The 19,381-nt window shown below is 74.4% G+C and carries 12 protein-coding genes; 6 read left to right on the top strand and 6 right to left on the bottom strand.

The window, feature by feature from the left end; translation table 11 throughout:
• The first annotated feature begins 172 nt into the window (after positions 1–172).
• The 3 genes from OIM89_RS02435 to OIM89_RS02425 are packed head-to-tail and all read left to right on the top strand — an operon-like array spanning position 173 to position 9,276.
• Positions 173–577: a CU044_2847 family protein gene (locus OIM89_RS02435; protein ID WP_047466587.1), complete on the top strand. Its 405-nt coding sequence runs from the start codon at positions 173–175 to the stop codon at positions 575–577.
• 2 nt (positions 578–579) lie between these two features.
• Positions 580–4,944, top strand: a complete 4,365-nt coding sequence (locus tag OIM89_RS02430) for a trypsin-like peptidase domain-containing protein (protein ID WP_195730096.1) — start codon at positions 580–582, stop codon at positions 4,942–4,944.
• 48 nt (positions 4,945–4,992) lie between these two features.
• Positions 4,993–9,276 (top strand): serine protease, encoded by a 4,284-nt coding sequence (locus OIM89_RS02425; RefSeq protein WP_264490938.1) that lies wholly within the window; start codon positions 4,993–4,995, stop codon positions 9,274–9,276.
• Positions 9,277–9,472: 196 nt separating this feature from the next.
• Here the strand turns inward: OIM89_RS02425 and OIM89_RS02420 are convergent, their stop codons facing one another.
• The 3 genes from OIM89_RS02420 to OIM89_RS02410 form a co-directional block, all read right to left on the bottom strand.
• Positions 9,473–11,290, bottom strand: coding sequence for an AMP-dependent synthetase/ligase (locus OIM89_RS02420; RefSeq protein WP_264490937.1), 1,818 nt, complete (start codon positions 11,288–11,290; stop codon positions 9,473–9,475).
• Between the two features lie 190 nt (positions 11,291–11,480).
• Positions 11,481–12,380, bottom strand: a complete 900-nt coding sequence (locus tag OIM89_RS02415; RefSeq protein ID WP_175457035.1) for a hypothetical protein — start codon at positions 12,378–12,380, stop codon at positions 11,481–11,483.
• A complete protein-coding gene (locus OIM89_RS02410; protein WP_151167568.1) occupies positions 12,380–13,678 on the bottom strand; it encodes a VWA domain-containing protein in 1,299 nt (432 codons plus the stop codon). The genes OIM89_RS02415 and OIM89_RS02410 overlap by 1 nt, the downstream gene beginning before the upstream one ends.
• 159 nt (positions 13,679–13,837) lie before the next feature.
• On the opposite strand from OIM89_RS02410, the gene OIM89_RS02405 reads away from it, so the two are divergent.
• On the top strand, positions 13,838–14,944 hold the full coding sequence (locus OIM89_RS02405) for a MerR family transcriptional regulator (RefSeq protein ID WP_264490936.1): 1,107 nt from the start codon (positions 13,838–13,840) through the stop codon (positions 14,942–14,944).
• Positions 14,945–14,964: 20 nt separating this feature from the next.
• Positions 14,965–15,492 (top strand): hypothetical protein, encoded by a 528-nt coding sequence (locus OIM89_RS02400; protein ID WP_030694919.1) that lies wholly within the window; start codon positions 14,965–14,967, stop codon positions 15,490–15,492.
• 13 nt (positions 15,493–15,505) lie between these two features.
• Here the strand turns inward: OIM89_RS02400 and OIM89_RS02395 are convergent, their stop codons facing one another.
• Both OIM89_RS02395 and OIM89_RS02390 read right to left on the bottom strand, forming a co-directional pair.
• A complete protein-coding gene (locus tag OIM89_RS02395) occupies positions 15,506–16,423 on the bottom strand; it encodes a DMT family transporter (protein WP_264490935.1) in 918 nt (305 codons plus the stop codon).
• On the bottom strand, positions 16,420–17,205 hold the full coding sequence (locus OIM89_RS02390; protein WP_030694921.1) for a phosphatase PAP2 family protein: 786 nt from the start codon (positions 17,203–17,205) through the stop codon (positions 16,420–16,422). The genes OIM89_RS02395 and OIM89_RS02390 overlap by 4 nt, the downstream gene beginning before the upstream one ends.
• Positions 17,206–17,402: 197 nt before the next feature.
• Between OIM89_RS02390 and OIM89_RS02385 the strand changes: the two genes are divergently transcribed.
• Positions 17,403–18,056, top strand: coding sequence for a TetR/AcrR family transcriptional regulator (locus OIM89_RS02385; protein ID WP_030694922.1), 654 nt, complete (start codon positions 17,403–17,405; stop codon positions 18,054–18,056).
• Positions 18,057–18,213: 157 nt separating this feature from the next.
• Here OIM89_RS02385 and OIM89_RS02380 read toward each other — a convergent pair whose 3' ends face one another.
• Positions 18,214–19,116 (bottom strand): DUF2510 domain-containing protein, encoded by a 903-nt coding sequence (locus tag OIM89_RS02380; protein WP_217685081.1) that lies wholly within the window; start codon positions 19,114–19,116, stop codon positions 18,214–18,216.
• Between the last annotated feature and the right edge of the window lie 265 nt (positions 19,117–19,381).

Raw genomic sequence — 19,381 nt, 5'->3', positions numbered from 1 at the left:
GAGCACCGTCCCGGAACTGTGTGGCACGGGAGGCCGGCACACCCCGTTCGTTCGTCGGCGTTCGGCCAGATCACGTCGGCACGGGGATGTTTCGCGTCGTTCGAGCCTCGCGGCGCCGTCGCCGTCGGTAGGGTGCTGGGCCAGCGTGGCAGGTGTCGTGAAGGGGGGAAGCATGGCGTATCTGGTCGAGTTGCCCATGTCCGGGGCTGGTGGCACCGGAGGGGATGGACGGGGGGCCGCGTCCGGTCCTGCGGACGCGGCCGGTGTCGTCAGGGTCGAGATCGACGAGGTCGCGGACGGGCTGGTGCAGGTCGCGCGTCCCGGGCAGGTGGTGGCGCGGGCTACCCGGCCGCTGAAGGAGATGCTTGCCGGGATCAGGCCGGTCGCGGAGAACTTCGTGGAGGGGTTCCGTGACATGGCGCAGCGACCCGACGAGATCGTCGTCGAGTTCGGTCTCTCCGTGTCGGCCGAGGCTGACGTGGTGATTTCCCGGACGAGCGGCCAGGCCAACTTCCAGGTCACCCTGACCTGGTCCAGCCCGCCCTCCGGCGACCCCGCTGCCGACGCGGCGGTCTGAGGGTGCCCGGGACGCCACCCGCGCACCCGGTGGTCCCGGGGCCCCGGTCGCTGGACGCGGCCGTCCTGCGGGTCCGCGACAGCCGTGGGCAGGGGGTCGGTGTCGCCTTCCTGGTCTCCGACACCCTCGCCTTGACCTGCGCGCACGTGGTCCAGGCAGCCCTGGGGACGACGGGGGACGCGGCGCCGGACGCCGCTGCCCGGGTCCACGTCGACCTACCTCTGGTGCCAGCCCCGCAGCGCGACGGCGGCACGCCGGTGACAACGGCCGGTGTCGAACAGTGGGTGCCGCCGCGGGCGCCCGCCGAGGGGCCACCGGTGCCCGCCGCCCGTACGGAGTCCTCCGCCGGCCGTGACGGGGTCGTCGTGCCCGCCGATGTCGCTCTGCTGCGGCTGGAGGCACCGCTTCCGGGGGCGGGACCGGTGCGGCTGGTGGAGGCGGACGAGGTGTGGGGGCACCCGTTGCGAGCGTACGGGCTGCCCGCCGGGCGCCCGGGTGGGGTCTGGCACGCGGGCGTGCTGCGCGGGCGGCAGGCGGACGGCTGGGTGCAGGCCGATCTCGCCGGAGACGGCTATCCGGTCTCGCGGGGTTTCAGCGGCGGCCCGGTCTGGGACGACCAGCTCTCGGGTGTGGTTGGCATGGTGACGGTGGCTGAGGTGGGAGAGCCGCCTGTCAGCTACCTGGTCCCCACGAGCGGCTTGCTGGCAGTCTGTCCCCAGTTGCGCGCGGTCGCGCTGCCGGCGTCGCCGTTCCGGGGCCTGGCGGCGTTCGAGGAGGCCGACGCAGCGCTCTTCCACGGCCGGCAGGCGGAGAGCGAGGAGGTGGCGCGGGCGCTGTCCACCGAGCGCCGTGTCACCGTCGTGGGACCGTCGGGCTCGGGCAAGTCGTCGCTGGCCCTGGCCGGAGTCGTGCCCCTCTTGCGCGCCCAGGGCGCCCAGGTGGTGGTGGTGCGGCCGACGCGTGGCAGCGCCCCGTTCGCTTCCCTCGCGGCAGGACTGCTGCCGTTGCTGGAACCCGGCCTGGCCGGGACCGAGCGCCAGGAGCGGACGGCCGAACTCGCCGCTGTGCTGCGCCGCCACGGCCCGGCAGACACGGTGTCACGGCTGCTCCAGCTGCGACACGGCAGCCGACTGCTGCTGGTGGTCGACCAGTTCGAGGAGGCCCTCGGCCTCGACCCGCCCGAAGCCGACGAATTCGCCGACCTGCTCACGGGCGGCACCCTGCCGGACACCGTCCGCGTGCTGATGACGCTGCGCGCCGACTTCCTGGAGCCGGTGCTGGCCGATCCGCGCCTGGGCCCGGTGGCCGGCGAGCACCTGTACGCGCTCGCCCCGCCGGGCCCCGGGCGCCTGCGCGAGATCGTGACCGCACCCGTCGACGCCGTACCCGGGGTGTCCTACGAGCCTCAGCTCGCCGAGCGCATCATCGCCGACACCGGCGCGGGACCGGGCGAGCTGCCGCTCCTCGGCCTCACCCTCGACCTGTTGTGGCGGCGGCAGGAGGGCGGCCTGCTGACCCACCGCGCCTACGAGCGACTCGGCGGCGTCAGCGGTGCCCTGGGCCGGCACGCCGACGACGGGTGGAGCGCGTGCGTGCCCCCGGAGGACGAGGAGGTCGCCAGACGGCTGTTCACCCGGCTCGTCCAGGCCACCGCCGATCTGCCCGCGCCCGCCCGACGGACGGCACTGCGCACCGAGCTGGGAGCAGGGGAGTGGCGTGTCGCGCAACGCCTGGCGAGTACACGGCTGTTGGTGACCGGCCGGAACGCCGAGGGCATCGAGACCGTGGAACTCGCCCACGAGGCCCTGATCACCGGGTGGGACAAGCTCTCCGACTGGGCCACCGGTGACCGTGCCTTCCTGGAGTGGCGCGCCGGGCTGCGAAGGGACGTGAACCGCTGGGAACAGGCCGAACGCCCACCGGAACTGCTGCCGACGCCGCTGCAACTCGCCCGGTCCGAAGAGTGGCTGGACGCACGCGGCGACGAACTCACCGACGCCGAGCGCCGCTATCTGGAGGCCGCCCACACCCGACGCCGGGCGAGGGCCCGCCGGAGACGGGTGATGCTCTCGGCGATCAGCTTCGTCGTGCTCCTGGTCATCGTGGCCCTGGCGGCGTTCCACGCCACACGAGAGGAGAGCCGGAAACGTGCCGCGGAGGCCGCGTCCCGCGCACTGGCTCTGGCCGCGGCGGACGAGACGCGCACCGCACCCGCCCTAGGCGTGCTGAAAGCCCTGGCCGCCCACCGGACCGCACCGACGCAGGAGGCGCGCGACGAACTCCTGAGGCAGTACTTGCGGTACCAGGGGTACGACCGGGTGCTCTCCGGCGTCCTCGGCACCGTCAGGGAGTTCGAGACCAGCGCGGACGGCGACGTGGTCCTCGCCGTCTCGCAGCTCGGCCGGGCCATCCTGTTCACCGGCGTCACCTCCGGGCGGGTCCGCAGCGCACAGGTGCCCTCCACCGGGCAGGTCATGCACGGCGTGGTCGCCGCGGACGGGAAGCGCATCGCCTACGTCCAGGCGGACGGCAAAGCGGTCCGGTTCGACGTCGTCAGCGACGCCGCGGGCCTGCTCGGGCCGAAGCGGCCGGCGAGCGACGGGCCGGACGTGCGTCTCGATCCTGACGTGATTCCCGCGATGTCGGCGGACGGGCGCAGCCTGGCCTCGGTCGTCGGGGACCGGCTGGTGCGGTGGAACCTGGAGAGCGGCACACGCACCGGTGACGCTCCCGCGCCCCCGGACCTGACGGGCCCGCTCGCCTTCGCCCCGGACGGGCGGACGCTCCTGGCGACGTCCTACGGGGAAGGAGGCACCCGGCTCCTGAACTCCGTCGACCTGACCACGGGCCGTGCCACGCGGCTTCTCTCCGGGAGGCAGGAGATCTACCTCTCCGGCGACCGCAGCACCGCCGTCTCCTGCCGCGAGGAGAAAGGGCAGTCCGTCATCCGCCGCTACCGGACCTCCGACGGCTCCGAGGCCGGCCGCTCCTACCGCGAGCGGGACGAGGCGTACACCACGGACATGTGCACGGTGGAAGCGGTCGACGAGGCCGGGCGGCGCGTCGTGCTCCAGTGGGGCGACGAAGTGCGTGTCCTCGATCTGGACCGAAGCGAGGCCATCTCCCGAGCGCCCCTGTCCGGGGGCGTTTCCACCCAGATTCGTTCCCACGGTCGTCTCATCGAGTCCCACGGCAAGCTCTTCCACGTGGGCCGGAACGACGCGCTGATCGCTTTCATGGAGATCACCCCGGGCCGGCGGCCCCTGGAGAAAGCCGGCCAGCACCGGCTCACTCCGGACGGGAAGCGGTCGCTCATCGTGCAGGAAGACGGCTCCCGGACCGAACTCCATCAGGCCGCCCCGGGGCGCAGCACGCGGGTCCTCGCGCGGGCGACCCGCGCCGAGCCGTACTGGGTGCCCGAGAAAGCCGACATCCCTGTCTTCGACACCACCGGCGAGCTTGTCGCCGACCGTGAGGGACGGAACCTCGTGGTCGTCCGCGACGCGTCGACCCTGCGGAAGGTGGCCACCGTGAAGTCCGTCCGGCCCCCGCCCACCGTCCCCGACACCCGATCCGTCCGTGACCTGGACATGAGCGGGGGACTCAGCAACTACCCCCAGGACTACGAGTTCCGTTACTTCTTCGACCACGCCGGTCGTCTGCTGACCGTCTCCGGAACCGTCGTCCAGCAGTGGGACCCCCGTACGGGCCGGCAGACCGCCCGCTTCGACGCCGGTGACCTGCGTCCCGACGACGAGCCGGACGCCGTCATGACGATCGCTCCGTACCCGGCCCGGAACAAGGTGTCGGTGCTGGTGACGGGGAGCCCCGGCCTGCGTGTCGTCGACATCACCACGGGAAAGGTGACGGACCGCGTACGCACCGAGGACGACACCCTTTCCGTGCAATTCTCCGCCGACGGCGCGTACTTCGCGGTGCTGCGACGTGACACGGGCCTGGAGGTACGGCGGCGCGGGGTCCCCTCACACCGGGTGCTCGGCCCGTTGAGCACCCTGGGCGAGGTAGGTGCGAACGTCCGTTACCGCGCCGTCTTCCTCGACGACGGTCGCTACCTGGTCGCCTCGGACAACGCGGTACGCACCTACCGTCTGGGCGAGCGTGGCTACGAAGACTCCTACGTGCTCGGCGCACCGGTCACCGTGTCCGATCGGTACTACTTCCTGGACGTGTCCGGGGACGGAAAGACCGTGGTCCACGGCGCCTTCGAGGAGCCGGGCACGGTGCTGGTTCTCGACCCGGAGGTGTGGAGCCGGGAACTGTGTCGCGTCATCGGCCACCGCGCGTTCACGGCCGAGGAACGCGAGGGCCTGCCGGCCGAGTCGAAGAGCCGGCGCCCCTGTCCGTAGCGCCGCACGGGTGCGTTGGCGACGAAGGCTGAGCGAAGGAGGACCGAGGTGCTGGAACAGGCGCTGCTGCGGATCTGCGACGGCCGGGGCACCGCTGTCGGCCTGGGCTTCCTGGTGTCCGACACGGTGGCTCTGACCTGCGCGCACGTGGTCACGGCCGCGCTCGGCACGCCGGTCGGCACACCACCCGGGCCCGACGCCCGCGTCTCCGTCGACCTGCCCCTCGTGGCCGGAAGGCCGCGGGCGGAGGTGGCCGTCGAGTGGTGGCTGCCGCCCCGGGGGCCCGGTGACGGGCCGGGCGGTGCCGGGGATGTGGCAGTCCTGCGGTTCGACGCTCCGCCGCCGGGGGCGCGGCCGGTGCGGCTGGTCGACACCGAGGCGTCGACGGACGGGCTGTGGGGCCATCGGGTACGGGCGTTCGGCCTGCTGACCGGGCGCCCGGGCGGGGTGTGGCACGCGGGGGTGCTGCGGGGGCGTCAGGCGGACGGCTGGGTGCAGGCGGACCTTGTGGGCGGCGGCTACGCGGTGTCGCACGGGTTCAGCGGCGGTCCGGTGTGGGACGACCGCCTGTCGGGGGTGGTCGGCATGGTGACCGTCGCCGACACAGGGGAGACGCCCGCCAGTTACCTGATCCCGACGGACGGTCTGGCGGCTGCCTGGCCCGCACTGGTGCCCCTGGTGTCGCCGCCGTCCCCGTTTCGCGGACTCACCGCCTTCGAGGAGGCCGACGCGGCGGTCTTCCACGGCCGGCGGAATGAGAGCGACCAGGTCGTCGGAGCGCTCGAACAGCACCGGTGGGTCACGGTGGTGGGCCCGTCCGGCTCAGGCAAGTCCTCGCTGGCGCTGGCGGGTGTGGCACCCCGGCTGCGGGCGCGCGGAGCCTGTGTCGCCGTCGTGCGGCCCGCGTCCGGGAGCACCCCCCTCGCCGCGCTCGCCGCCGCGCTGCTGCCGCTGCTGGAGCCCGGCCTGTCTGAGACCCGCCGGCTGGCCCGACTGCCCGGTCTCACCGACGAACTGCGGGACCATGGCCTGGGCGGGACGGTCGACCGCCTGCTCGCCCGCCAGGGCGCCGATCACCTCCTCCTCGTCGTCGACCAGCTGGAGGAAGTTCTCCAGCAGCCCGAGGACGCCGAGGGTGAACTGGCCGAGGTCCTGTTCGCGGCGGACGCCCTGCCGCCGCCCGTCCAGGTGCTCGCCACCCTCCGGGCCGACTTCCTCGAACCCGTCCTGAACCATCCGCGCCTCGGTCCGGCCGCCGGCCGGCACCTGCACGCCCTCCGTCCGCTCGGCGCGGACGGCCTGCGCGAGATCATCACCGCCTCCGTCGACGCCCTCCCCGGGGTCTCCTACGAACCCGGTCTCGCCGGACGCGTGCTCGCCGACACCGGAACCGAGCCGGGGGCCCTGCCACTTCTCGCCCTCACCCTGGATCTGCTGTGGCAACGACAGGAGGACGGCCTCCTCACCCACCGCGCCTACGACGGACTCGGTGGGGTCACCGGGGCACTCGGCAACCACGCGGACCGGATCTGGGCCGCACACGTGGAACCGGGCGAGGAGACCGACGCCCGTCGGCTCTTCGTCCAACTCGTCCGGCTGCCACTCGGCTCGGCGGTGGCAACCCGGCGCCTCGTCCGCCGCGGCGACCTCGGCGAGGAGCAGTGGCACCTCGCGCAGCGGCTCGCCGCGCACACCCGGCTGCTCGTCACCGACCGCACAACCGACGGCACCGAGACCGTCGAGCTGACCCACGAGGCGCTGATCACCCGCTGGGAGAAACTCACCGCCTGGGTCGCCGAGGACAGGTCCTTCCTCCGCTGGCGGGAGACCGTACGGCACGAGAGGGACCGCTGGCAGGAGGCGGACCACGCCCCCGAGCACCTGCCGACCGCCGCCGCGCTGGCCGGCGCGGAGCAGTGGCTCCCGGACCGCGAGGCGTCCGTCGACCAGGCCGAACGGGAGTACCTGGCAGCCGGCCGGACCCACCGCCGCACCCGCGCCCGCCGACGCCGCGCCCTGCTCTCCGGACTCGCCACCGCCATGGCGCTCATCCTGGTGTTCAGCGTGCTGTACCTCGTCGAACGCCGCAGCAGCCAGGAACGCGCCGCCCTGGGCGCCTCCCGGGCCCTCGCCCAGGCGGCCGCGGCGGAGTCCTCGGCCACCGACCCGGCCCACGCCGCGCTCCTCTCCCTCGCCGCCTACGACACCTCCCCGACGCAGGAGGCCGAGAACGAACTGCTGCGCCAGTACCTCCAGAACGCGTCCTACGACCGGGTGCTCTCGGGCGACATCGCCGACAGCTACAGCTACTTCGACACGAGTCGCGACGGCGAGGTGGTGCTCACCGCATCCAGGCGCTCCGGCGCGGTGCTGTTCGTACGGGCCCTCACCGGGCCGGTACGCATGGTGCGGTTGCCCTCCGCCGGAGCGGTCCGAGGGGTCGCGGTCTCCGCCGACGGCAAGCGGGCCGCCTACATCCAGCGCGACGGCAGAAGCGTCTGGTTCGACGTGCGTCCCGACGCGCAGCGGCCCCTCGGTCCGCTGCACCGGCTTCCTCATGCCCCTGACACCGAGCGGAGCGACACGTTGGCCCCGGCTCTCTCCGCCGACGGTACGACGTTCGTCGCCCGGGTCGGGAAACGCCTCGTCCGGTGGGACCTGGACAGCGGTCGGCACGGCACCGTCGCAGGGAACCTCCCGACCCCCGAGAACACCTTCGAGGTGTGGCCGGCGCCCGACGGACGGACCCTGCTGGCCCTCGTCCGCGAAGGGGGCGCCTCGGGCCAGGCCCGGAGAAGCCGCCTGCTCGCGCTGAACCTCGCCACCGGCAGCAGCCGGGTCGCGGCGCAGGCCGACACGATCCACGTCTCCGGGGACCGGACGCGGGCAGCCCTGTGTCACCGGCGGGGCGGGACCACCGAGGTCAGCGGCCACCGGCTGTCGGACGGCGCTCGTGAGGGCGTCGCCTACCGCGAGAAGGACCGCCGCTTCGCGTCGGAGGGCTGCCAGGTGCAGTCCGTCGACCACGCCGGCCGGCGCGTGGTCATCCGCGCTCCCTCCGGCTTCACGGTCGTGGACCTGCGGAGCGGTACGGTCCTCTCCCGCAACGGCCTGCCCGCCCCGTCATCCGACGGAAACTGGGGAACGGCCCGCCCCTGGATCGTGGAGTCCGGCCGCAACCTCTACTACGTACACAAGGGCGCGTCGAAGATCGGATTCCTCCCCCTGCGACCCGGCAACTGGTTCGTCGAGATCGGCCAGCAAACCCTGACGCGCGACGGCAGACACATGATCACCGTGCTCGCGGACGGCTCCCGGATGCAGGTGCACCGTGTGCGCGAGGCTGACGGCCGGGTGCTCGCCGATGTGCCACGCCGCAAGCCGTACCACGTGCCGGAAGCCGGCGAGCTTCTCTCTCTGGACCGCACGGGACGCCTCGTGGCCGCCCGCGAGGGGGCGGGCCTCGTCACTGTCCGCGAGGTGACCACCTTGCGCCGCACCGCCACGATCACCGCCGCCGCACCTTCGCGGTCGTCCGACGGCGGGGGTGGCTCCGCCGGGCCGGAGGACGACTTCGGGTACTTCTTCGACGGCGGGGGGAAACTGGTCACCGTCTCCGGAACCGTCGTCGAACAGTGGGACCCGCGCACCGGCCGGCGGCTCGCGCGCTTCGACGCCGCGACGGTCCGTTCGCGTGTGGGGGGCGCCGAGGATGCGCGGCTGTGGATCGGGCCCGTCCCGGAGGCGGGCCGGGTCAGCGTCATCGTCCTGGACCGGCCCGGCATCCACCTCGTCGACGTCGCCACCGGACGGACCGTCGAAACGGTGAGGACCGGTGACGACATCCTCGCCGCCCAGTTCGACCCCAGCGGGAAGTACTTCGCCATTCTGCGCCGGGGCTCCATCTTCGAGCTGTGGCGGCGTGGCGATCCGCCCCACAAGGAACTCGGCCCCCTGCGCAGCCTCGCCGAGTTGGACGCCACGCCGTACGTGGCGAGCTTCCTGGAAGGCGAAGGCCGTTATCTGGTGGCCGCCGACAACGCCCTGCGCATCTACCGGATCGGCGAGCCCGGCTATGAGACGTTCTACTCCTTCGTCCGCCCGGGCGACAGGCAGACCCGTGCGCAGCACACCTTCAGGGGTGTGTCCGTGGACGGCAGCACGGTGCTCCACTGGGGGCCCGACGACAGGGGTGGCCCCCTCCATCTCTCACCCCGCCGCTGGTACCGCGACCTGTGCGACATCATCGGCGACCGGGAGTTCACCGCCAGGGAGGCGCAGCTGCTGCCGGCCGAGCCGAGGACCCTGCGCCCGTGCGCCGGGGACGACTGACCGCCGGGACCGGGGAAAAGGGGGCGGCCCCACCGGGCGAAGGGGGGAAAGCCCGGTGGGGCCGAGGCAACCTGCCAGGCCAGGGGGAAGGGCCGTCAGGTCGGTCTGAGGGGCGTGTGCCCGGGGCGGGGGCGGTCATGCCACCCGGGCGGGGATTTCTTTGCGCGGGTCCTCGCGGCACGCCCCGCACCGCCGCTCAACGCGCGTACAGCGCCTCGATGACCTCCGCGTAGGTGTCGGCGACGGCGCTGCGGCGGAGTTTGAACGAGGGGGTCATCAGCCCCTCCTGGCGGGTGAAGTCGACCGGGAGGATCTCGAAGGCCCGGATCGACTCGGCGCGTGAGACCAGGGTGTTGGCCTGGTTGACCGCCCGCTGGAGCTGGGCCCGCAGCTCCGTGTCGTCCGCCGGGGCCGAGGCGGCCCGGCCGGAGACGCCATGCAGGCGCCGCCAGTGGGCCAGGGCCTCCTGGTCGACGGTGAGCAGCGCCGCCACGTAGGGCCGGTTGTCGCCGACCACCAGGCACTGGGCGATCAGCGGGTGGCGGCGCAACTGCTCCTCCAGCAGCTGCGGGGAGACGCTCTTGCCGCCGCTGGTGATGATGACGTCCTTCTTGCGGCCGGTGATCACCAGGTAGCCGTCCGGGTCGAAGCGGCCGGTGTCCCCGGTGGCCAGCCAGCCGTCGGCGAGCCCCGGCGGGTCGTGCAGATAGCCCCGGAAGACCGTGTCCCCGCGTACCCACACCTCGCCGTCGCCGGCGATCCGGACGGTCGAACCCGGCAGCGGGCGCCCGACGGTGCCGAAGCGGACCCGGCCCGGTGGCTGCGCGGTCACCGCCGCCGTGGTCTCGGTCAGCCCGTAGCCGTCGTAGACGGTCACCCCCGCGCCCTGGAAGAACAGCCCCAGTTCGCGGCGGAGGGGGGAGCCGCCCGAGACGGCGGCGCGGACCCGTCCGCCGAAGACCGCCCGCACCTTGGCGTAGACGGCCCGCTCGTAGACGGAGTGCCGCAGCCTGGTGACCGGTCCCGGGCCGGGTCCGGTGCCCGCCGCGCGCTCCTCCCGGGCCTCGGCGTGCGCCACGGCGGCCGCCCGTGCCTTCTCGAAGATCACCCCGTGCCCGGCGCCCTCGGCCTCCCGGCAGGCCTCGTCGAAGATCCGCTCGAAGATGTAGGGAACGGCGAAGAGGAAGGTGGGCCGGAACGAGGCGAGGGCCGGGAGGAGCAGGGCGGGGGCCATCTCCGGCTGGTGGGCGAGGAGATAGCCCCCGCGTACGCAGGTGACCGCCACCATCAGGCCGTAGCAGTGGGCCAGTGGCAGGAAGGCGAGGACCGAGGGCTGTTCGCCGCGGGGGGCCAGCAGGTGGCCCCAGCCCGCGATGAGGGTGTCGCACTCGGCGGCCAGGTTGGCGTGGCTGATCACGCAGCCCTTGGCGGCGCCGGTGGTACCCGAGGTGTAGCAGATGACGGCGGTCGCCTCCGGGCGGACCGCCGCCCGTAGCCGCAGCACCTCGGTCTCCGGCACCTCGGCTCCGCGCTCGGCGAGTTCGGCCGTGCAGCCCAGGTCCAGCTGCCAGAGCCCGAGCAGGGCGCCGGGGTCGGCGCTGGCCGCCGCGACCGTCATCGCCTGGCCGCTGTGCTCCACCACGGCCGCCCGGACGCCCGCGTCGGCGAGGACCCAGCGGACCTGCTCGATGGAGGAGGTCGGGTAGACCGGCACCACCTCGGCCCCCAGCGTCCACAGGGCGTACGCCAGCAGCGTCCACTCGGGGCGGGTACGGGACATCAGCACCACCCGGTCGCCCGGCCGCACCCCCTCGGCCAGCAGGCCCCGGGCCAGCGCCAGCACCTCGTCCCGGAACCGGGCCGCCGTGACGGTGAGCCAGGGGGCGCCCGGTTCCGTGGGCTCCAGGGCCAGTTGGGGGCGTTTCGGGTGGGTGGCGGCCGTGTGGAAGACCGAGTCGGCGAGGCCGCCGGAGACCGGCGGGGCCACCAGGCGCTCCACACTCACTTCCCGCACCGGGCGCGCCTCCGTTCCTCATCCCGGCCGTGTGCCGCACCAGCGCGGGGCCCGTACCTGACGGATGGCCGGCTCGGCAACCTACAGCGCCCCGCACGCCCTGGCCAGGGGTGACGGGGGAGTTCACCACCGTGCGCCGGGGGCGGCTCCGCGCGCCGCCCGGCCGGGGACGCGCGGAGCCGTCGGCCCGTCAGGCGCCGGGCGGCACCCGGCCGGGACGCCCGCTGCCGCGGGTCAGGGTGTAGCCGAAGACGCCGGCGAGGGCGGCCAGTACGGCACCCCCGGCCGTCCACAGCCACCGGTCGGTCCACCAGCCGGAGGACCAGCCGCCCTCCGGCTCGGCGAGCGCCGCCGGACGCGGCGCCTGCTCGGCACCGTCCTCCCCGCCCGTCTCCTCGTCGGCCTGCTCCTCGCCGGAGACCGCCGAGATGCCCGGCGTCAGCGGCTGCGAGAGCTTCCCGCCGACGGCCGTGGAGCCGCCGGTCTCCCGGGAGTCGACCGCCACCTCGGCCCGGAACGGCCGACCCAGGTCGTCGGCGGCGAGCCGCGAGACGGTCAGCCGGACGTAGTACGCCCCGGGCAGCGGGTCGTTGGCCCACGGCTCCGAGAAGGCCCGCACGGTACGCAGCGTGCAGGTCAGCCGCACCTCGGCGGCGTCCTCGGCGGCCCGCCGCTCCTGGAGACCGTAGGTGCACGGCTGGCGGCGGCGGAGCCCGTCGTAGACGTCGATCCGCCAGGTGGAGGCCCCCTGCCGGGCCTGTTCGGCGGGGAGCGACACGGTCGCCCGCACCGTCGGTCGCTGGCCAGTGTCGGCCGGGAAGACCCAGTAGAGGTAGTCACCGGTCGAGGCGGAGGCGGTGCCGCGCTGCCCCTGCGCGAGCCGCGCCGCCGTGCGGAACGCGGTGCCCGCCTCGGTCGGACCGGCCTCGGCCTCCTCGTCCTGCGAGGCGGAGGGCGAGGGCGAGGTGTCGGCGAGGGCCGGGGGCGCCGCGGTGAACAGCGCCGCCGCGACGAGGGCGGCCCCCACGGCGACGCGCCCGCGCCGGCGCCGGGACGGCGCGGGGTGGGAGCTGCGAAGAGCGGTACGCATCAGTGGGTCCTCCAGACGGCGAAGCGCCAGCGCGACAGCCAGCCGAAGATCAGACCGCCGAGGAACCCGGCGAGCACCAGCACGCCCAGCAGCCACCAGCCACGGCCCAGCCCGAAGGCGGCGGTGTCCGAGGCGTCGGACGGGCCGTCGACCACGTCGACCGTCAGCTCCAGCGGCATCCCCGGCGCCGAGGCGTCGGCGGCCTTGGCGGAGGCCGGGGCGAAGGAGTTGCTGACCTCCAGGCAGACCGGGGTCGCGGCCGGCTTGTCGGTGTCGGCGTCCTCCCGCTCCCGCTCCGGGTGGCGCAGACCGGACGAGATCACGTCGGTCCGGCCGCTGCCCGCCTCCGAGCCGCGTACCAGCTCGCGCCCGTGCGCGGTCACCGCGCGCAGCAGCACGCCGTAGTCGTCGGCGAGCGGGCGGTCGGCCGCCACACTCACCGAGGCGCGCAGCTCCTGGCCGGGCAGCACGTCCACCCGGTACCAGCGGTGGGTGCCGAGCGGCTGGCGGTCGGTGTACAGACCCGGCTCGATCTTCGGCGCGTCGGCGCAGGCCGCGGCGCCCTCGACCGGCACCGGCGTGACCACCGGGTCGGCCGCGCGGTCCACCAGCTGCTTCACCTTGTCGGAGAGGTCCTCCTTGTGCTGCACGGCGGTGTAGGTGCCGCCGGTCGCCTCCGCGATGCAGGAGAGCTGCTGGCGGATCTTGGCGTTGGGCACCAGGCCGAGCGTGTCGATGACCAGGTCGACGCCCTTGGCCGCGATCTCCCGCGCCACCTCGCACGGGTCGAGGGGGCCGCAGGTGTCCTCGCCGTCACTGATCAGCACGATGCGGCGGCTGCCGCCCTCGTCGCCGTCCAGGTCGTCGGCGGCGCCGAGCAGTGCCGGGCCTATCGGGGTCCAGCCGGTGGGGCTGAGCGTCGCCACCGCCGTTTTGGCCTCGGTACGGTCGATCGGCCCGACCGGGTAGAGCTGCCGGGTGTCCTTGCAGCCGCGCGCCTTGTCCTCGCCCGGGTAGTCGGCGCCCAGGGTGCGGATGCCGAGCTCGACCTCCTCGGGCACCGCGTCGATGACGTCGTTGAACGCCTGCTTCGCCGCCGACATGCGGGACTGCCCGTCGATGTCGCGGGTCTTCATGGAACCGCTCACGTCGAGCACCAGCTCGACCTTGGGCGCGGGACGTGCGGTGGGCCCGTCGGCGGTGGTGGCCGCGGCCGCTGTCGACGCGGCGGGGAGAGCCCCCGCCACCACCGCCAGCAGCGCGGCCACCACAACCGCTGCCCGTCTTGTTGTGATCATCGGCGGATCTTATTGAAGAAGGTGACAGACCCCCAAAACGTGTCCGGGAGGTCGGGGTTGGGGCGCCGGCGCACGGTTCCCGGAGCTTTCTGGGCGTGTGCCGCCGACGTCCCGCGTCGCTGTTGACCTTCAGGTTGGTCGAAGCCCAATGATGGCGGCGTGACCAGATCCGACCTGATGCCGATCGGGGCCTTCGCCCGCCGCACCGGCCTGACCTCCAGCGCTCTGCGCTTCTACGCCGACTCCGGGCTGCTGCCCCCGGCCGAGGTGGACCCCGTCACCGGCTACCGCTTCTACGACCCCGCCCAGGTGGAGCGGGCCCGGACCCTGCGCCGGCTCCGGGAGATCGCCATGCCGCTCACCGGCGTCGAGGCGGTCCTCGGGGCCAGTGCCGAGGAAGCGGCCCGGCTGCTCGACGAGCATCTCGCGAGGATCGAGGAGGACGCGGGGGCGGCCCGGCAGAAGGCCGCGGTCGTCCGGGCCGCGCTCGGCGGCGACCCGCCCGGCCTGCTGATCGCCACGGTGAAGGGCCCCGTACTGGCGGACGCGGTCGAGCAGGTGCTGACGGCCACCGCGCACGAGCCGGGGCTGGCGGTGCTCGGCGGCCTCCACATCGAGGCGAACGGCGAGGCGCTCGCCCTCACGGCGACCGACCGGTACCGGCTCTCCACCCGGACCCTGGCGCCGGCGCGCCCGGCGGAACAGACCTGGACCGGCACGGTCGACGGCGGCGACCTGCGGCCCGCCGCCCCCGAGCTCCGCCGCAGCCCGCTGGTCCGCGTCGAGGCGGTGCCGCACGGGATCTGGCTGCGGATGCCCGGACGGGAGGACCGCCACTGCCGGACGCTGCCCGTGGAGTTCCCCGACCGCCGGCAGCTGTTCGCGTCGCTCGGCGAGGTCACCACCCGCGCGACGCTCGCGAAGGGGCCGCTGCTGCGCGCCCTGGAGGAACACCCCGGTGACCACGTCACCCTGTGCGTCTCCGGCCACGAGGTGACCGTCGGGCTCCCGGGCGACGGCCACCCGGGCATCCCGGTCGCCGCCACCGTGCGGGGCGAGCCCCTGGAGATCCGGTTCGGGACGACCACGCTCTACCCCGCCCTGAGCACGGCGATCGGCCCTGACGTGATGCTCGACCTGAGAGGCCACGACCAGCCCGTCACCATCCGCTCCGCCGACCGCGGCGACCTCACCACCCTGGCCATGCCGGTCGCCCGCGATCATCCGGGGCCTGACAGCGACGACCCCGGCAACCCCCTCCCATGACAAGGACGACGAAAGACCTCATGAGCACCGCCGCCACCACCACCACCGCCTCCGCCGATACCGACCCGACCATGGACGCCATAGGCCAAGCCGTTGTCGCGGGCAGGGCGGGCGACACGCGTTCCGCCCGACGCCGGCTCCTGGAGCTCTGGTCGGAGATCGGCGTCACCGGGGACCCGCTGCACCGCTGTTCCCTCGCCCACTACCTGGCCGATCTCCACGACGATCCCGCTCAGGCCCTCGCCTGGGACGTCCGGGCCCTGGACGCCGCCGACGCCGTGACCGAGCAGCGCGTCCAGGAGCACCACGCCGGGCTCCACATCGCCGGGTTCTACCCGTCCCTCCACCTCAACCTGGCCGACAACTACCGCCGGCTCGGCTCGTTCGACGCGGCCGCCGAGCACCTCGACGCGGCCAGGGAGTACGCCCCCGAGCTCCCGCAGGACGCCTACGGGGACACCCTGCGCACCGCCCTCGACGAGGTGGCGGAGGCCGTCGCCCGGCGGGACACGGCCAGGCGCCCCTCCGCGCCCGGCCCCACCACGTGATCCGTCGAGGCCGTCAGGTCGGCCGAGCGGAGACGCCCGGCGCCAGCACCTCGACCGGGCCCGCCTGGGGCTCCGGCTCGCGCGGCTCCCGCGCGCCCCGCGCCGCCGCCCGGCTCAGCGCCGCCACGCCCGCCCCGGCGACCAGCGCCCCCGCGAGCGCGGGCAGTATCCCGGCCGCCCCGCCGTGGAGCCGTTCGCCGAGGAGGGTGAGGCCGACGACCGAGGCGGCCAGCGGATTGGTCAGGGTGACGACGGCCAGGGGCGCTCCGAGGCCGGAGCGGTAGGCGGTCTGGGCCAGCAGCAGCCCGGCCGAGGCGAAGGCGGCGACGAGCAGGGCGACCAGGACCGTCTGGAGCACCGGCGGTGCCGCCTTGCCCGGGGCGGCCAGGGCGACGGTCGCGGTCTGGGTGAGTGCCGAGGCGATGCCGGAGGCGATCCCCGAGGCGGTGGCGTGGCGCAGCCCCGGGGCCCGGCCCCGGCGCCCGAGCGCGCCGATCAGCAGCAGGGTCGCGGCGCCGACCGCCAGTGCCTCGGTCAGGGTGAGGCTGTCCTCGGGGGCGGGCCCGGAGGCCGCGTACATCAGCAGGCCCAGACCGCCGAGGGTGAGCAGCGCCCCGCGCCATTCGAGCCGGGCCACCCGGCGGCCCGCGTACCGTGCGCCGAGTGGGACCGCCGCGACCAGGGTGAACGCGCCCAGCGGCTGGACCAGGGTGAGCGGGCCGAACCGCAGCGCGACCACGTGCAGCAGGGCCCCGGCGGCGTTGAGGCCGACCGCGCCCCACCAGGCACCGGCGGTCACCAGCCGGACCAGGCCCCGGGAGGCGTCCGCCGCGGTACGGGCGGCAAGGCGTTCCTGGGCCACGGCTGCCGCGGCGTAGGCGAGGGCGGAGACCAGGGAGACGGCGACCGCGACGGCCAGGTCGCCGCTCACCGCCGGCCGCCCGGCAGCGGTGCGTGGCCGAGCAGGTGATGCCCCCGGGAGGCTGCCGTCTCCGCGAGCCGGACGGTGGCCAGGGCGGCGGCGAGGAGGCCGGTGGCGGCCAGCGCGTCGAGCCAGTAGTGGTTGGCGGTGCCGACCACCACGAGCAGGGTCAGCGCGGGGTGGAGCAGCCACAGGTACCGCCACCGGGAGCGGGTCGCCGCGATCAGGCCGACCGCGACCATCAGGGCCCAGCCGAAGTGCAGCGAGGGCATCGCCGCGAACTGGTTGGCCAGCGGATCGGCCTCCGGCGCCGCGCCGTACACCGTCGGGCCGTAGACCTGGCCGGTGTCGACGAGCCCGGCCGCCTCCAGCATCCGGGGCGGTGCGAGCGGGACCAGCAGGTGCAGGACGAGGGCCGCGCCCGTCAGGACCGCGAGGACCCGCCGGGACCACAGGTAGTGGCGCGGCCTGCGCCAGTACAGCCAGACCAGGAAGAGGGCGGTGGCCGGGAAGTGCACGGTGGCGTAGTACGTGTTGGCGATCCGTACCAGGGTGTCGCTGTGCAGCAGCAGGCTCTGCACGGTGCCCTCGTCGGGCAGGCCCAGCGCGCGTTCCGCGTGCCAGACGCCGTCGGCGTGGTGGAAGGCGGTGGCGCTCTCGCCGGCGGCGAGCAGGCGGCCGCACTTGTAGACGAGGAAGAGTCCGGCGACGAGGAGGAGTTCGCGGACGAGCGGCGGCCGGGACGCGAGGTCCGGCCGGTCCTCCGCGGCAGGCGCGGAACGGGCTTTCATGCCCCGGCCCCTTTGCTGAAGGTGTGGATGTGGTGCGGTCGGCGGATGCGGTCGGAACGGCGGCCGGATCGATACGCCAGTGTACCGATACGACTCCGTATCGGTACACTGGCGTATCGATGGGCTGTGTGGCCGGAAAAGGATCTTCCCGGGCCGTCCGGCGGCCGCCCGCCACCGCGAAGCGAGAGGGTTGACGCATGACGTCGCAGAGTGAAGAGCGCAGCGGGCTCTCCTCCCCCCGCTCCAAGATCACCCCCGAGCGCGAGCACGAGCTGTACGAGGCCGTCCTCGACCTGCTCCGCGAAGGCGGGTACGAGGCGCTGACCATGGAGGGCGTGGCAGCCCGCACCCGGTGCGGCAAGTCGACCCTCTACCGCCAGTGGGGCAGCAAGCCCCAGCTCGTCGCCGCCGCCCTGCGTGCCCAGCGCTGCGTCCGGTTCTCCGGGATCGACACCGGCTCACTCGCCGGGGACCTCCGCGAGGCCGCGCGCGCCGGGGCCGAGCGCGGCGACCGCGACAGCCTCCTGGTGCAGGCGCTGGCCCACGCCGTCCTCCAGGACGAGGATCTCCGGCAGGCGCTGCGCGAAGCGCTGATCCACCCCGAGATCAGCATGGTCGACTCCATGCTCGACCGGGCCGAGGAGCGCGGGGAGATCCCTGCCGGGCACCCCGCGCGGGAGTTCGTCGCCGCGCAGATCTTCGGCGTCCTGCGGGTCCGGCCCGTCCTGGAGGGCCGCAGGCCCCATCCGGCCGAGGACACCGCGTACCTTCAGCGCTTTGTCGACGTCTGTATCCTGCCCGCGCTGGGCCTCGAAGCCCCGGCCGAAGCCGCCGCGGCGGGCGGGAGTTGAGACGGGGCCGCCGTCCCCGCGGATGAGGGACGGCGGCCCGAGGCGCCGCTCCGTGGGGACGGGTGCGGCGCGCCGCGGGACCGGGTGGGGACTCCTCTGAGCGGAGGGAGCCCCGCCCGGCAGCCCGCACACCGGCGTCCGGGGCGGCGCGGCCCGTTCAGACCTCGCGGCCGGGCCCCGTCCCCAGTTCCGCCTTCTGTATCGCCCGGGGTATCTGGTCCAGCACGGTCGGCTTCGGGGCCTTGGGATGGTCGTCCAGGCCGAAGCGGACCAGCACCATCAGCTCCGGCGAGGCCGGCGAGGGGAACGCCAGCGACTGCACGTACCCCTCCACACCCGAGGCGGTCTCCACCTTCCAGCGCACCAGGTACCCGCGCTGCCCGGCCACCGTCACCGCCTTCGCCGCCACCTCCTCCTGCGAGGTGATCTTCCCGTACGTCCCCCCGCCGTACGCCTCCTCGGTGTTGGCCTCGATGTCGGCCTCCGCCGTGGCGCGCGCCGTCTTCTCCTTCAGCCCCACCACCTGGGCGGGCATGGAGAAGGCCCCGCTGCGCACACAGGTCTGCTCCGGCGAACCCGGGCACGGGTACGGACGGGTCGTCACCTGCGCCCCCGCCTCCCCGGACGCGCCGGTCCACCCCTCCAGCACCGGCAGGCTGATCCCGCTCGCCCCGTCGGTCGCCGCGTCCGCCGCGCCCTCGCCGGGCGCCCCGCGCTCCTCGGTGTCCTCGTGGGCGCTCCCGGCCCGGTCGTCCGCCCGGTCCTGGGTCAGCGCGTACACCCCGCCGCCGATGCCGGCGAGCACCACCAGGCCCACCACCGCCGCGACCACCGTCCGGGCCGTCCGCCGCGACTTCGGCGGCGGGGCGTACGGCTGCCCGTGGGCCCAGGGGGCCGGGCCGCCCCAGCCGGGCGCGGCCTGGGGGCCGGGCGCCCCGGGGCCGCCCGCCGGGCGGAGGCTGTCCGTCCACCGTCCGCCGTCCCACCACCGTTCCTGGCGGGGGCCGTCACCTTCATGGCCGGGATCGGGGTACCAGCCGGGGGGAGTCACCTGTGTCATGGGCGCCACAGTAAGAGCCCGGAGTGAGGGAGTCATGAGAGGGGGCGGACCCGAACTCGGGCGCCCCGGCGCGGCCTTCTCGTCCGCACCGCCGGCCCGGCGTCCGTAATCGGACGTATCTCCCCGTTGTCACCCCGGGATTCTCACCCCGCGCACCAGGGAACGCACGGAGTGTGCACCGCGCGGGAGCCGCGTTGGCTACGCTCGGAGCCGCAGCGCAGCCAGGTCCGGGCGCCGGACCGCGAACTGACGGGGGAGGAGCGGC

This window comes from Streptomyces sp. BI87, from assembly GCF_025957665.1.
GTDB classification, from domain to species: domain Bacteria; phylum Actinomycetota; class Actinomycetes; order Streptomycetales; family Streptomycetaceae; genus Streptomyces; species Streptomyces albidoflavus.
Note: the sequence above shows the minus strand (reverse complement) of the source record. Positions and strands in the feature narration are given on the sequence as shown.

Bases quoted from the DNA above. Each gene is read 5' to 3' on its own strand.
- OIM89_RS02385 (WP_030694922.1), top strand. From the start codon at position 17,403: ATGACGTCGCAGAGTGAAGAGCGCAGCGGGCTCTCCTCCCCCCGCTCC.
- OIM89_RS02390 (WP_030694921.1), bottom strand. From the start codon at position 17,205: ATGAAAGCCCGTTCCGCGCCTGCCGCGGAGGACCGGCCGGACCTCGCG.
- OIM89_RS02400 (WP_030694919.1), top strand. From the start codon at position 14,965: ATGAGCACCGCCGCCACCACCACCACCGCCTCCGCCGATACCGACCCG.
- OIM89_RS02435 (WP_047466587.1), top strand. From the start codon at position 173: ATGGCGTATCTGGTCGAGTTGCCCATGTCCGGGGCTGGTGGCACCGGA.
- OIM89_RS02380 (WP_217685081.1), bottom strand. From the start codon at position 19,116: ATGACACAGGTGACTCCCCCCGGCTGGTACCCCGATCCCGGCCATGAA.
- OIM89_RS02415 (WP_175457035.1), bottom strand. From the start codon at position 12,380: ATGCGTACCGCTCTTCGCAGCTCCCACCCCGCGCCGTCCCGGCGCCGG.
- OIM89_RS02410 (WP_151167568.1), bottom strand. From the start codon at position 13,678: ATGATCACAACAAGACGGGCAGCGGTTGTGGTGGCCGCGCTGCTGGCG.